The sequence below is a fragment of the Paenalicyclobacillus ferrooxydans genome, from assembly GCF_001399675.1.
GTDB lineage: Bacteria > Bacillota > Bacilli > Alicyclobacillales > Alicyclobacillaceae > Alicyclobacillus_B > Alicyclobacillus_B ferrooxydans.
The window spans coordinates 1-13,357 of the sequence record NZ_LJCO01000058.1 but is presented as its reverse complement, the minus strand read 5'-3'; the positions used below and the strand labels follow the sequence as shown (position 1 = coordinate 13,357).

Here is a 13,357-nt window from a genome sequence, read left to right as displayed (position 1 = left end):
TTATGCATGTTGGATAACCAGCCACAGACGTATTACTTGGATGACCCTTATCTGAGGGATGTACAACAGTTACAACGCGAATTTGATGCGCTCGTCAGTCGTGAGATCCAGGAACTGTCTCATCTCGAGGACTGGATTGAACAGGAGCAAAGGCTCCTTCGCCGGGTCCAAGAAGCGATGACCGGTCACAAGATCGACTTTTACCGGGACACAGCGAGTGCTGCCAAGCATGACATTCACATGTATGACCAAACGGTCATTCAGCCCCTTTTAATGACGTATGCGGCAAAGCTCGATAAAAAATTCCTGGCTTGTCCGCTCACGGAAAAGCTCGATAACCGCAGGTATAAGAGGATGAAAACAGTCAGGCAGTCCAAATCAGCGCTGTTTCGTGAAGAGAACATACCTCTTATCGTCCGCGAGAAACAGCTCGGCGTGAAATATAGTGAAGTGAAAGGCGGCATATCGATTGCATGGGCCGGACAAAGAAGGTCCTACTCCTATGTTCAAGCACAATTGGACAATCCAGACAGAGCCGTTCGTGAACAGGCTTGGCGCGCACTCGCTAAAGCTCGGCGTTCAGTGAAGCCAGAAATGGATGCAATGATGAGTGAACTCATTGCAATTCGCCATCAAATTGCATTGAACGCCGGGTTTAAAAACTATCGGGATTATATGTTCGTATCTAAGAACAGGGAGTACAGCTTGCAGGACTGTTCCAACCTTCACACCTCAGCACTACAGTTGATTGTTCCCTCTTGGAATCGCCTTTCCTCCGTGTTGCAGTCGGATCTTGGCGTGGACCGCTGGCGCCCGTGGGATAATACCACCAGGCTGCTGCATCAATCTCCCTTCTCAACCGTCACCGAACTCATGGACGGTGTCCAGAAGATGTTCGGGAAAACGGACGCGTACTTCGAGGAACAGTTTCAATTGATGAGACAAACCGGACTCCTCGATGTTGAATGGAGACCGGGCAAGCACTCGGGAGGATTTATGGATCCCTTGCCGGCGACGCAAAACGCATTTGTGTTCACCAATTTTGGCCCGTCGTTCAACGCGATCATCGCACTCATCCATGAGATGGGGCATGCCATCAATACATACTTGAACCGTGATTTTGACGAGCAAAACTGGCGCGATGAGGTTACCGAACTGTTTTCGCACAGCATGGAACTGCTGTTGCTCGACAAACTGGATGTCTTCTACCCAAATTCAAGTGAGTTCAGGAGTGCAAGGCGGGAGGAGGTGCGCAGAGCACTAGGCCTCCTATTGGGCCCTGTGACAAGGGATGTTTTTGAGACTTGGATGTACACTCACCCAACTCACACAGTGGAAGAAAGGGATCAGTGCTTTTTGGAAATCAGCAAGCAATACAAAGAAAGCCCTGTGGATCTTGCAGGTCTCGAATCAGATATGTCAACGAGTTGGATCGACACAAGCCATTACTTTCTGTATCCTTTTTACTCCATTGAATACTCCATCTCTGTGCTCGGTGCCTTTCAGTTGCTCCAGCTCTATCGACAAAACCCACAGCTAGCCGTTGCGCTGTACAAACAAGGTGCCAGCGCAAATATCAACCTATCCATTGCTGAAATTTATCAGGCAACGGGTATCACGTTCGATTTCTCAGCTCCTGCACTCCAAAAGGCGGCCGAATTTGTGGAACAACTTATCAACGAACTGCAATAAACTTCACACCCTGACTGTCATCTTCAATATCGTACTTCCTATCCTCGCCCCCCCCTCGCTCTCCTGATGATGACGCTCACGAACCTGTCACCGACTCCCCCCTATCGCGGGCTTTTTCTGACTCCATATCCCCCTGAATCCGGGTCTTTTTTTTCTGCTAAATGTGCTGGTCCCCTATGCATCCGCCTTGCCCTGCTACTTGTCCAAGGGCATACCCTAAACCACGTCGGACTCAGAGGAGGGATTTCGATGTACGGTGGAGCCTTTGGTGGATACACACGCTGGGCTGTTGTGTTTCTCATCATCTTTGTATTGTTCTTCTTGCTTGTGCCGTATTACGGCGGAGGCAGCTGCGCTGGCGGCGGTTACTGATTTGAAAAATAGTGCGAGGTGATACAAGTGTACGGTGGTGGAGTATTCGGCGGTTACACACAATGGGCAGTCGTGTTCCTGATTATCTTCGTACTGTTCATCCTGCTCGTTCCTTACTGGGGCGGCGGCGGAAGTTGTGCAGGTGGCGGCGGCGCCTACTAAGAAGTTCACCTTGAAGGCGGTGGGAGAACATCTCCCCACCGCCTCTTTACGCTGTTTGGTCTCTGAATTCATGCTGTCCGAAGTCCGGTTAGGAAAGTGGATGACAATACAGGTTCATGTCGGCTTCCGTCAGCACCCGTTGTCTGTATCCCAATCGGCATGGCAATTCGTACAATCTACTGAGCCCCCGAACTCGTTGAAGGCCGTAACCAAACGTGATCGGCGTCATGCCAGGTATTAACACCTTCACGGCGTGCAGTCCACCGTAAGATACTTCCACACCGGTCTGATTTACGACGATCACGTCGAACCCCCGCCTATGCAGGTCTTCCAGTACCGCACCTAGTATCAGTCGAATGTCTCTCGTATTGACTTGGTATCGCGCATCTACGTCGGTGTATACTTCTTCGACGGTGCGAACTCGTCTTCGATTTCCCTGCCTCAAGAGAAACTTCCACCGCGGGTAGGCTTCTGGCAGGGCCGAAACCGCAACGTGATCGAGAATGTCAGTGATTTGTTTTGGATCCAACAGCATAGATACGGCCTGTTTACGCTTCGCTTTGCGGCCTTGCTTGAGATTGACGACTTGAACGGTGAGTTCCCGAAGTGCCGCGGATACTGCCTGATAGGGATTTAAATGGCATGCCGATCCGCTGACCACTTTTGGATAGCTGTTCTCAGTATTTATGGCAACCGCACAAATGGCTGGTATACGAAGGTCATGGGAGACATCAAACAGGCGAACCTGATATCCTTCCTCGACCAAGTAATTGAAGGCTTCGGACGTCTTGGCCGGGCAATGCTGACCTAGTCTCAGCTCTGGCACTGGCATCTTGGCATACCACATGTTCAAAAATCCATCCCGTTCCAGAACTTCAAAAACCCCGTGAAGAACGGCCTCTTCGACGGTCCCTCCGATGGCACATCCGTTCGAGGTCTCTGTCACGAACCGCCTCTCGTCCGCCGTTGGTCCATAGAAGGCAATCTGCTCCGGGACGAGGACGGGGCTCTGAGATGTAGTCGAGTACGCCCAGATCCACGAATACTTCGTATCCTCATGAAAGGGTTCTAGGGTATGGTGTAAAGACTGCAACAACTCATAGTTGTGTAATCCGAACTTTGACGGGTGTACTGCAGAGGGGCCGAGTTCTGAATACTTTTCAAAGACGACAGGGCGACGATTGACAGCCTGAAATCCACAACTGCGCTCCAGCACCTCAAGCATTGCGGATTGCTTCGCATCGATGATGGAGAGGCCCGAGCCGTATCCGACAATGTCAGCACCGGCAGGTGTATAAATGCAGGCGTCTGCTCGAACATGGCTGTCCCCAACCGAGGATTGATTCACAGCCGAGATGTATCCTACCTTGGTGTGCATGAAAGACGTTTGTAACGCCTCGAAGTCTACGTTTTTTACCCTGAGTGCAGCCGCATCGGCTACGATGTGAGAAGTAAATTGCAGTTCTGCAAGAGCCGGGTTGTCATCCGGCATCAGTTGACAACGAGGGCAATCGTGACTTGGCAAAATCGTGACCCACTCGATGTCCTCGTCTTCTTCATACACGCCGACCTTCCCCCAGGAATGTAGGTGTGTTGGAAATTCCATCATCAAAGACCGTATCTCATCGGTGACGATGTCTCCCAGTCTGCCAAGGGAGGGCGGAGATAACTCTACAGGAGCACTATCACTGGGACCAAAGAGAGTCTGAAGACTACGTTCAAATGTGTTTTCAAAGCGCAACTGTAAACAGGTCACACAACCTGGTATTCCCGGCCTCTCCAGTGGCCCTAGCAGCACCGTCGCCCCCCTGCCGAGCACAGACAAGATGCTGACTTTGAGGTCCCGGCACTTTTGGAGTACCGACTGCTCAAAGTCAGAATTCAACTCGGACGCTAAAATGACCAGTTTGGGGTGGTATGTGTCTAGATCGTCCAGTGAACAGTTGTGGACCAATTGGTATTCACTCGACCGACTGTACTTTTGGAACCAGGTATCAATGATTTGTTTGCCCAGTATGGAACCGCTCTGGAATAAAACAATGTTCATTGTATCCCCCATTGTTACGTATCAGTCATTTCGTTCCGGTTTCATGGGTCAAAATGTTCACGTATCTATATATTCAGTTATCCTTGCGAATAGAACCCATCGCGAATAGAACAATGTACCCAATACGTAGCCTTCAGGGCTTCTAACTTTTCGTGAGAGCACTTGTGAATGGTTCGATTAACTTACATGTCGTCCATCCAAACATCAGCCCAATCATACACTTCCTCTAGAACACTGTGGAGAGCCTGACCTTTGTCCGTCAATCGGTATTCGATACATACGGGCGTCTGAGAGTAAACATCCCGGGTGACAATTCCTTCCCCAATCATCTCTTTCAGCCGTTTCGACAACATCGATTCGTTCAGTTCCGGGATGAGCTCCAAGATTTCGTTAAAATGATGAGGCCCGTCGACCAGCGTTGCGATAATTAAACCAGTCCAACGCTTCCCAAGAATGTCGAAGGCCGATGTGAATCTTGGGGAAATTACAGAATTGTCCATTCACCATCACTCCAAGAAGTCGCTCTGAGACGGGGGTTGCGGACGTCACACAAAGTCTGTCGAAGTACATAGGCAGGCTATTCGAATCCCACATTATAGTTTAATACCTAAATAAATTCTAGTGAGAACTCTCGAATGTGTAAATGGGATCATCAGACTGCGCCATAATGGCTACAGCCTGTTGCAACCCGAATCATTAGTCCCCCGTCCTTAGAGGGTGTCCTGACAGTAACATATGGCTAAAGTCCTAGTCGCTGTCGCAGTCACTGCAGTGGTGGTTATGAATCACTAGAGTCAGTATGTTTGATTGACGGCTTCCCATGCTGCAACCTCTTCGCGAACCTTTGGAGCGACCTCGGTACCTAAGAGTTCAATCGCCTTCATGACATCGTCGTGGGGCATCGATCCAACAGGCACGTGCAACATGAACCGAGTGATACCGACGGTTTTCCGGAGGTGAATAATCTTCTCTGCTACGGTTGTCGGATCGCCAACGTACAGTGCGCCTTCGAAGCTGCGTGCTGCATCAAAGGCGGCTTTGTCATAATGCCCCCATCCGCGCTCCCGACCCAGCACGTTCATGGCCTGCTGCGTGGGGAGAAAGAACTTTTCAACTGCGATGTCTGTTGTCTGGGCAATGAACCCATGAGAATGGGATGCCACAGGAAACTTTGCTGCATCGTGTCCTGCATGGGATAAGGCCTTCCTATAGAGTTGCACCAAGGGTGCAAACTGCCGCGGGCTGCCACCGATGATGGCTAGCACCAGCGGTAATCCAAGAAGCCCTGCTCGAACCACAGACTCCGAGTTCCCGCCGCTGCCGATCCATACTGGAAGCGGATCCTGCACAGGGCGAGGATAAACACCGAGGTTGTGAATGGCCGGGCGATGCCCTCCTGGCCAATTCACTTTCTCCGATTCGCACAATTTCAGCAGCAACGCCAGTTTCTCTTCAAACAGTTCATCGTAGTCGTTTAGGTCATATCCGAACAATGGGAATGATTCAATAAACGAACCTCGTCCCGCCATGATTTCCGCCCGTCCATTTGAAATCCCATCAAGTGTTGAGAACTCTTGAAACACCCGCACCGGATCGGCAGAGGACAAAACCGTCACAGCACTGGTGAGTCGAATGCGCTTCGTCCTTGAAGCGGCTGCCGCGAGGACCAAGGTTGGTGCTGACGATGCGTAGTCCTTGCGATGGTGCTCACCGACACCATACACATCAAGCCCGACTTCGTCGGCAAGCACAATCTCTTCGACCACCTCCCGCAGGCGTTCAGCGTGAGATTTCACCTCACCCGTTTTTACGTCTGGCGTTGTTTCTGCAAATGTCGTCAAACCGATTTCCAACAGAGCTGCCTCCTAAGGGTTTCGTCCTCTTTATGCCCGCCAATCCTCTGTGCGCACAGGGCTCGCTTGGCTCAGCGCCTGTCGCAGTCCGTCCGCGTCAGAATCAGCTCCGTAGCACGGTGTTCCGGGTTGCTGCCGCCAGGACTCATCGAGACTCCCTGCATCTACCGGATCAAAACCAAGTTCATCGACCAAGCCCATGACCTTTTGTTTCGCAGCCAAGTCATCGCCAGCGACAGGGAGCGCGATCCGCCCTGGAGTTCCTGCCGGAACGCCTCGCTCGAGCAGGTGCTTAGCGTAGATGTTGTTAAACACCTTGATCACCGGTCGACCGAGTTGCTGTTCAACCCAGCGGCTCTCCGGCAGTCCATCTTCGATTTCGGCAATTCGGCCATCGCGCTGTTTGGGATAATAGTTTCCGGTATCGATAACCACCGCATCGTCCGGTACATCGGCAAACAGGTCATCCGGCAAGCTCGGGATGTTCTTCTCAGGAATCGTGACCACAATGACTTCAGCCCCGCGGACCACTTCGCGAATGTCTGCCGCGTGCGCGCCCGTCTCAGCCGCAAGGTCTTTGAGCGTCTGCGGGCCGCGGGAATTGGCAATCGAAACCTCGTGACCGAGCGCAGTAAACCGACGGGTAAGCGTGCCACCGATGTTGCCTGTTCCAATGACTGCAATCTTCATGATATATCCCTCTTTCTCAACTTCATTGGTTTGTCCACGATCTCAGGAGAGCAGTGCTCCGCCTTCAATTTGCATGGTCGATCCGGTGGTGAACGTGTTCTCTGCGAGATACACATAGGCCTCTGCGATCTCTTCAGGTTTTGCCACGTGCTTCAACAATAAAGACTGTGCGACGGCATCAAACATGCCTTCCCGTGCGGTTTGTTCCATACCACTGTAAATGGGCGTATCGACGAGACCGGGAGAGACAACATTCACGCGGATGGGCGCTGCATCCACCGCCAGGCCCCGTGCAAGCCCTTCAACAGCAGAGTTGATAGCTGCAAGCGCGGAAGCTCCTTGAGGTGGTCGCTGTCCGTATACCCCTGAGGTCAGAGTAATCGACCCGCTCTTTTTGACATGCGGCAACGCGGCCTTTACCGTTACGTATTGCCCCCAGAATTTGCTGTCGAATGCCGATTTCGCTTCATCGACAGGCAGGGATTCAAATGGCCCCATCACGCCGTCGCCTGCGGTGACCACCAAGTCATCAAACTCACCAACAGTCTCGAAAAACGCCTTCACGTTCTCCTCGTTACGAAAATCAAGAACATGGCCTGACGCACGCTCTCCAAGTTCAGTTTTCGCCGCCTGGATCTTTTCTTCTGAGCGGCTCGCCACAATCACGTCCGCTCCCCGGTTGAGAAACGCCTTCGCAACAGCAAGGCCAATCCCGGACGTGCCGCCAACAATAACTACACGATGATTTTCTAAAGACATGTAAATTTTCCCTCCTGCTAGTCTGGATACACCAAAAAATGAACCGCTGACAATGCTCCTTTATTGTCAGCGGTTCACCTGATGCCTCGGCAGCCGTATCACGCGCATCCCTTACGCTACCTTACGCTGCCTCACTCTGATCTTCCGCCTGACGCTTTTTCGAGCGCTGGATAGCAAACAATGAGACTCCTGCAATGACAATCAATGTACCGATGACTTGTGCCGTTTGCACCGTTTCCCCCATCAGGAGGTAGGCGAGAACTGCTGTAAAAATAGGGTTAAAATTTAAGAACATCCCTGATTTCGTGCCGCCCACTCGTTGAATGCCGGTGTTCCAAAGCACCATGGCAATCACCGTACCGCCAATCGCGGTGTAAAACAGTGAGACCCAAAACGGCGTATCCAAATGTGAAAACATCAGGGATGGCAAGTCAAATGGGAGCATTACAACGACACCGATAATCCCTGCCCAAAGCGTTGCTCCGTATGCGGACATGTGTTTCATAGCATTGCGGCCTGCCACCGCGTAGAGTCCCCACGAGCCAACCGCAGCAAGCATCAACCAGACCCCGGTGTTGACCTGAAAGTGAACCAGTCCGGCTACGTGGCCTTTCGTCACGACCACGATAACTCCAAACAGGGACACCAGCATACCCAAAATTTGCCGTGCACCGAGTCTTTCCCGAAGGAAGATGAACGATGCGATCGCGATTGCGATGGGATTCAGGGCTGACAGCAGCCCGACTGTATCGGGTGTCGTGTAATGAAGCGCCAGGTAAGTAAAGTAGTTAAACAACACCACACCCGTCAGTGCCATCAGTATCAGTGGAATCCAAGCTCGTGGTGGCGGCAGGAACTTTCTGTCGGTCAGCCACAATACAGGAATCAGAAAGACGACGGCAATCGCCCACCGAAAATCCGTAATTGTGAGGGCGGTTGTGTGACCCACCAAAAACTTCCCAGTAACGAAATTGCCAGCCCACAGCAAGCTCGTCAGTACCAACAATAAGTAGTATTTCATCGGCTCTGCAGTGCCCCTGCGAACTTCCCATTGGTCTCATACCTACTGGACTGTTGGGTCAATACCTTCCTCACCGCAAAACCCCCTCAGTGTGGATGATGCTCTTGTCATGAGCTGTATCACCAAGCGTTTCTTAGGCAATCACGTCTGCCAACTGGGATACCAAATCTGCTTTGGGACGATAACCTACAATCTGTTTCAATGCTTTGCCGTTTTGGAACAGAACCAATGTTGGAATGCTCATGATCCCGAATTGCTGTGCAGTGGCAGGATTTGCATCCACGTCCAGTTTTCCCACCGTCAGCTTATCTTCGTATTGATCCGAAACCTCTTCAAGGACGGGAGCCATCATTTTGCATGGTCCACACCAAGTAGCCCAGAAATCGACCAACACTGGCTTATCTCCCTGGATGAACTCCTGAAATGTAGCGTCAGTAACCTTTTGCGTCGCCATTCAAAATTCCCCTTTCAAGACTTGTTTATGAGCGTCTGGTGACCCGTCTTTCAGACAGCCTCCCAAACGGCCTAATAAAAAGGTCGCGGAAATGGTCTCCGAAACAGCTCGACTTCTTTTATTCAATGGTGTTACGAATCGTAAGTAACACCTGACAACAGGCAGAATACAACCAAGCACTTACTTTTGTCAAGTATAGGTGATAAAATAAGGTGGAGGTGAGACACGTGAACCACAACTACGATGAAATGTGTCCAAGGTTCAAGCAGGCGTTCGACCTGCTCGGAAAACGATGGACAGGTCTGATTCTACGCACACTTTGCGGAGGACCCAGACGCTTTTCTGAGATTGCTGCCATCATTCCCGATATGAGTGAACGGATGTTGTCCGAACGCTTTCGAGAGTTGGAAGACGCAGGGGTCGTGAACAGGAGAGTCTATCCTGAGACTCCGGTGCGAATTGAATACGAGCTCACGGAAAAAGGACGAGGCCTCCACCCTGTCGTTGAGGCCGTGCAAATCTGGGCAGACGAATGGCTGCCTGAATAATGAAGCGCCCCGCAACTCATCCAAACGATGAGCGGCAGGGCGTTGTTAAGTTAACAGATGTTTGCTCGAGTTTCTGCCGTGGGGCACCATTGCAGACTCGGCACAGCCTTGGCTTACCTTCTGCTTAGGCTTCAGCCATGTGCTCTGCATCGACTGTCTTTTTCAACATACTCACAATCACTGCTGTGATGATGGCGCCAATCAAGATGGCAAGCACGTAGGCCCACACGTGGCCAATCAACCAGAACACGAAGATGCCGCCATGTGGTGCCGGAGATGTGACTTTAAAGAGCATGGTCAGTGCACCTGTGACTGCCGAGCCAACCATAATGGACGGAATGACTCGGAACGGATCGTTCGATGCAAACGGAATTGCGCCTTCAGTGATGAAGCAAAGTCCTAAGACGAGTGCAGCTTTGCCTGCATCGCGTTCTTCCTGGTAAAACTTGCGTTTGCGAAGGAAAGTTGCGAGCGCAAGACCGAGCGGCGGTACCATACCCGCGCCCATGACCGCTGCCATAATGACCTGAGATTCGGTTGTTTTCGCACCGAGCAAGCCTACCGCGAAGAAATACGCAACCTTGTTGACTGGTCCGCCCATGTCGAAGGCAATCATGGCGCCAAGCAATAAGCCTAGACCGATAGAACCGGACGCCCCCATCGAGGTCAGTCCGTTCGTCATCGCCTGCATCAGTGCAGCAATCGGCCTGCCTAGCACGTATATCATGAGGAAACCGATAATACCCACTGACAGTAAGGGAAGAATGAGGATCGGCTTCAGGCCTTCGAGGGTTCTCGGCAAGCGGATGGCTTTCTTCAGTCCAAGCGTGATATAACCGGCGAGGAAACCGGCAATAATTCCGCCCAGGTAACCCGCACTCGCGTTTTGGTCACCGTACATGAAACCTTGCGTGCCTATCCAACCGCCAACTAAACCTGGAGCAAAACCAGGACGATCCGCAATCGATTGTGAAATGAACGCAGCAAGAATCGGAACAAACAACTTAAACGCTGAATTGCCGCCAATGTTCAGGAAGGCCTGAGACAACGGGGTCTTGCCGTCGATGTTGATGGCAAACGAGATGGCAATGAAAATACCACCAGCGATAACAAGGGGAAGCATGTTCGAGACGCCATTCATCAAATGCTTGTAAGCTGCAGGAGTTTTTGACTTAGCTTTCCGGTCGGCTTTGATTTCCTGAACCCGGTCGAGGTAGTCTTCCTTTACGCTTGGGCTTCCGTATACATCCGCCTGCATGGAAGCCTCAATCAACGATTTCGCATCTTTAATGGCACTCGACACGGAGGTCTCCAGCATTTTCTTGCCCTTAAAACGATCGAGTTCCACAGCTTTGTCTGCCGCAATGATGACTGCGTCTGCATCTGCAATATCCGCCGCGGAAAGGACATTTTCAGCTCCCGCAGCACCTTGTGTTTCGACCTTTACTTCGTATCCAAGTTCTTTTGCAGCTTTCTTCAGGCCTTCTTCAGCCATGAAGGTATGTGCAATACCGGTTGGGCATGCCGTAATAGCAACGACCTTTGGCATACAATCCGGCCTCCCTTCAAAGTGTAAGTTACGACCTACAAATAAGGCTTCACGGTCACTTGTGAAAGCAATGACTGTACGTCCACCAACGTTGGTTGTGCTGTGCCTGGTGTGCTTGCCGCAGCCGTACCTGATGCGGCGGCAAACCGAAGTGTTTCCGAAAAGGAATAATCATGATAAATGCCATAAAGAAGTCCAGCCACCAGGGTATCTCCGGCACCAACAGATGAAACTGCTGTCACCTTCGGTACCTTCACTTCCAGGATTTCATCTTGGACAGCGCCGATAAGGCCATCTTCGCCAAGCGAAACGACAACCGTTTGGATTCCTGTTTGGAGCAATTTTTGACATGCGTCGACAATTTCGCGCGTTGTGTTTAAATCCCGATTGAGGAGGCGGCTCAGTTCCAATCGATTGGGCTTCACTACGTGCGGCGCAGCCTGTACACCATGCTCAAGGCCTTCACCGCTGGCATCGAGGACAATCTTCGCCCCAATATCTTTTGCTGCTTGAATCGCTCTTGCGTACCAGTCCGCCGAAACCCCGTCAGGCAATCTCCCGCAAAAGGTAATCCACTGGTCTTTCTGCAATGACTCCAGCAGCCAAGCAACAAGACTCTGCCACGCTTCTGTGCTGCACGCCGGGCTCAAGGAGTTAAACTCTGTTAAGCGACCATTCTCTTCGGTCACCTTCACGTTCATCCTTGTTTCGTCTTGGGTGTGAACAAACTGATGGCCGATTCCAGCTTCGTCGAGCCTGTCCTCAATCCACCGGCCTCTGTCCCCTCCCAAGAAACCCGTTGCCAGTGTCGGTACACCAAAAGATTTCAGTGCCTTTGAAACATTGATGCCCTTGCCTCCCGGGTCCTGCCGAACGCCTGGCAAACGATGGAGGGTTCCAGGCTCGAGGGTCGGCACCGTCAATGAAACATCGACGGCAGGTGTCAGTGTAACTGTGATGACCGGTAAACGGGTCGTGGTGTCTGATTCATTCATTCTGCTCCCCCTCCGGTTGTTCTTGTGCAATAACCACTTCTATTCCCTTGTCGACACAAAGAGCGTGATACTCTGGCGGCAAGGGCGAATCGCAGATCAACGTGTCAATCACACCGAGATCGCCAACGGTCACCAAGTAAACCTGGTCAAACTTGCTGAAGTCCGTGACAAGGAACACTTCCCTGGCTGATGCTATCATGGCTTTTTTGGTCGAAGCCTCGATGGCATTCACCGTAGTGAGTCCTCGGTCAATGTCGATCCCGTTCATCCCCAGAAACAGCTTATCGACATTCACCTGACCGAGCATCCGCTCAGCAAATGGACCAACAAAAGCCCCCGTCGTTTTCCTCAACTCGCCGCCAAGCATGACGACACTGACCTTCTCACGTTGGGCCATTTCGGCACTAATGGCCAGACTGTTGGTGACCACCGTGATTGGGATGTCCGGCAGCGCTTTGGCAATCTCAAGCGTCGTGGTTCCGGAGTCGAGCAATACCGTGTCTCCAGGGCGAATGAACTGCTGGGCTCTTGTCGCGATCCTTGACTTCTCAGGAGCAAAACGGTGCGACTTTTCTTGAACACTCGGCTCAAAACCAGCCACCTCGAGACCAACCGCTCCACCGTGCGTTCTTCGCAACAGCCCCTGATGCTCGAGCTCGTGCAAGTCTCTGCGAATGGTGGTCTCAGACACGTCGAGGTGCGCTGCAACTTCCGCCACAGTCAGACGCCTGTGCTCAGAGAGGTACGCGACAATCATGGCCTTGCGTTCATCCGAAAACACTGTCATTCCCCCCACGAGAACTTGCCGATGCTCTGGCGGCAGTCATCAAGTATTCAAACCGGTAGGTTAGTGAACTACTAACTGCCAGGAGAGCCACACGACCGAACACTGGATGTGCGTTTCTTTTGCTCATTTTAGAGCGATCAAATGAACTATAAAGCTCATTTTCGCTCATTTGTGATTGAATGAGCTCATTATATGCAGTAAGATAATGTGTGTCAAACGAATTTGAAAACGCTGTCTGAACCTGCCGAGTAGACAGAAAATAAATCAGGCAGTCGGGAAAGGCGGTTGCTTATCCAATGATCACTAGCGTTGCATTAACGCGGTCTGAATATTTAGTTTTTATCATTTTCGGCATGAACGCTGAAACAAGACAACTGGTGAATAAGCAGGTAGCATCATCCATTTTTTGCTATAGGCTTTTACGATCC

Annotated in this window: 14 protein-coding genes; 4 read left to right on the top strand and 10 right to left on the bottom strand. The window is 51.5% G+C overall.

The features are described 5' to 3' along the window. Positions 1 to 6: 6 nt before the first annotated feature. From AN477_RS14060 to AN477_RS25695, 3 genes are all read left to right on the top strand, one after another. Positions 7 to 1,692, top strand: a complete 1,686-nt coding sequence (locus AN477_RS14060) for a M3 family oligoendopeptidase (RefSeq protein ID WP_054969802.1) — start codon at positions 7 to 9, stop codon at positions 1,690 to 1,692. A 249-nt stretch (positions 1,693 to 1,941) separates the two neighbouring features. After that, a complete protein-coding gene (locus AN477_RS25700; RefSeq protein ID WP_281176348.1) occupies positions 1,942 to 2,064 on the top strand; it encodes a hypothetical protein in 123 nt (40 codons plus the stop codon). A 27-nt stretch (positions 2,065 to 2,091) separates the two neighbouring features. Beyond that, the gene (locus AN477_RS25695) at positions 2,092 to 2,226 is read left to right on the top strand and encodes a hypothetical protein (protein ID WP_281176347.1); all 135 of its coding nucleotides are present in this window, start codon (positions 2,092 to 2,094) and stop codon (positions 2,224 to 2,226) included. A gap of 88 nt (positions 2,227 to 2,314) precedes the next feature. Here the strand turns inward: AN477_RS25695 and AN477_RS14055 are convergent, their stop codons facing one another. From AN477_RS14055 to trxA, 7 genes are all read right to left on the bottom strand, one after another. Then, entirely contained in the window at positions 2,315 to 4,273 is a 1,959-nt protein-coding gene (locus AN477_RS14055; protein ID WP_054969801.1) for a TOMM precursor leader peptide-binding protein, read from the bottom strand. A 182-nt stretch (positions 4,274 to 4,455) separates the two neighbouring features. Next, positions 4,456 to 4,773 (bottom strand): winged helix-turn-helix transcriptional regulator, encoded by a 318-nt coding sequence (locus AN477_RS14050; RefSeq protein ID WP_054969800.1) that lies wholly within the window; start codon positions 4,771 to 4,773, stop codon positions 4,456 to 4,458. A 294-nt stretch (positions 4,774 to 5,067) separates the two neighbouring features. Beyond that, positions 5,068 to 6,126 (bottom strand): LLM class flavin-dependent oxidoreductase, encoded by a 1,059-nt coding sequence (locus AN477_RS14045; protein WP_054969799.1) that lies wholly within the window; start codon positions 6,124 to 6,126, stop codon positions 5,068 to 5,070. A 30-nt stretch (positions 6,127 to 6,156) separates the two neighbouring features. After that, a complete protein-coding gene (locus AN477_RS14040) occupies positions 6,157 to 6,819 on the bottom strand; it encodes an NADPH-dependent F420 reductase (RefSeq protein WP_342668563.1) in 663 nt (220 codons plus the stop codon). 39 nt (positions 6,820 to 6,858) lie between these two features. Further along, on the bottom strand, positions 6,859 to 7,575 hold the full coding sequence (locus AN477_RS14035; RefSeq protein ID WP_054969797.1) for an SDR family oxidoreductase: 717 nt from the start codon (positions 7,573 to 7,575) through the stop codon (positions 6,859 to 6,861). 121 nt (positions 7,576 to 7,696) lie between these two features. Then, complete coding sequence (locus AN477_RS14030; RefSeq protein ID WP_054969796.1) at positions 7,697 to 8,596, bottom strand: DMT family transporter; 900 nt, start codon at positions 8,594 to 8,596, stop codon at positions 7,697 to 7,699. Between the two features lie 133 nt (positions 8,597 to 8,729). Further along, entirely contained in the window at positions 8,730 to 9,050 is a 321-nt protein-coding gene (trxA, locus tag AN477_RS14025; protein WP_054969795.1) for a thioredoxin, read from the bottom strand. A gap of 248 nt (positions 9,051 to 9,298) precedes the next feature. Between trxA and AN477_RS14020 the strand changes: the two genes are divergently transcribed. After that, positions 9,299 to 9,598 carry a winged helix-turn-helix transcriptional regulator gene (locus AN477_RS14020; RefSeq protein WP_054969864.1) on the top strand — a complete coding sequence of 100 codons (300 nt, stop codon included), beginning with the start codon at positions 9,299 to 9,301 and terminating at the stop codon, positions 9,596 to 9,598. A 124-nt stretch (positions 9,599 to 9,722) separates the two neighbouring features. Here the strand turns inward: AN477_RS14020 and AN477_RS14015 are convergent, their stop codons facing one another. From AN477_RS14015 to AN477_RS14005, 3 genes are read right to left on the bottom strand one after another with little or no spacing between them, the layout of a single operon-like run. Then, positions 9,723 to 11,147, bottom strand: coding sequence for a PTS fructose transporter subunit IIC (locus AN477_RS14015; RefSeq protein ID WP_054969794.1), 1,425 nt, complete (start codon positions 11,145 to 11,147; stop codon positions 9,723 to 9,725). 35 nt (positions 11,148 to 11,182) lie between these two features. Continuing rightward, positions 11,183 to 12,142 carry a 1-phosphofructokinase gene (gene pfkB, locus AN477_RS14010; protein ID WP_054969793.1) on the bottom strand — a complete coding sequence of 320 codons (960 nt, stop codon included), beginning with the start codon at positions 12,140 to 12,142 and terminating at the stop codon, positions 11,183 to 11,185. After that, positions 12,135 to 12,923, bottom strand: a complete 789-nt coding sequence (locus AN477_RS14005; RefSeq protein ID WP_054969792.1) for a DeoR/GlpR family DNA-binding transcription regulator — start codon at positions 12,921 to 12,923, stop codon at positions 12,135 to 12,137. Before AN477_RS14005 ends, pfkB begins: the two co-directional genes overlap by 8 nt. Between the last annotated feature and the right edge of the window lie 434 nt (positions 12,924 to 13,357).

Coding starts and splice junctions, on each gene's coding strand:
- AN477_RS14060 (WP_054969802.1), top strand. CDS start 7: ATGTTGGATAACCAGCCACAGACGTATTACTTGGATGACCCTTATCTG.
- AN477_RS25700 (WP_281176348.1), top strand. CDS start 1,942: ATGTACGGTGGAGCCTTTGGTGGATACACACGCTGGGCTGTTGTGTTT.
- AN477_RS14055 (WP_054969801.1), bottom strand. CDS start 4,273: ATGAACATTGTTTTATTCCAGAGCGGTTCCATACTGGGCAAACAAATC.
- AN477_RS14050 (WP_054969800.1), bottom strand. CDS start 4,773: ATGGACAATTCTGTAATTTCCCCAAGATTCACATCGGCCTTCGACATT.
- AN477_RS14035 (WP_054969797.1), bottom strand. CDS start 7,575: ATGTCTTTAGAAAATCATCGTGTAGTTATTGTTGGCGGCACGTCCGGG.
- AN477_RS14030 (WP_054969796.1), bottom strand. CDS start 8,596: ATGAAATACTACTTATTGTTGGTACTGACGAGCTTGCTGTGGGCTGGC.
- trxA (WP_054969795.1), bottom strand. CDS start 9,050: ATGGCGACGCAAAAGGTTACTGACGCTACATTTCAGGAGTTCATCCAG.
- AN477_RS14020 (WP_054969864.1), top strand. CDS start 9,299: ATGTGTCCAAGGTTCAAGCAGGCGTTCGACCTGCTCGGAAAACGATGG.
- AN477_RS14015 (WP_054969794.1), bottom strand. CDS start 11,147: ATGCCAAAGGTCGTTGCTATTACGGCATGCCCAACCGGTATTGCACAT.
- pfkB (WP_054969793.1), bottom strand. CDS start 12,142: ATGAATGAATCAGACACCACGACCCGTTTACCGGTCATCACAGTTACA.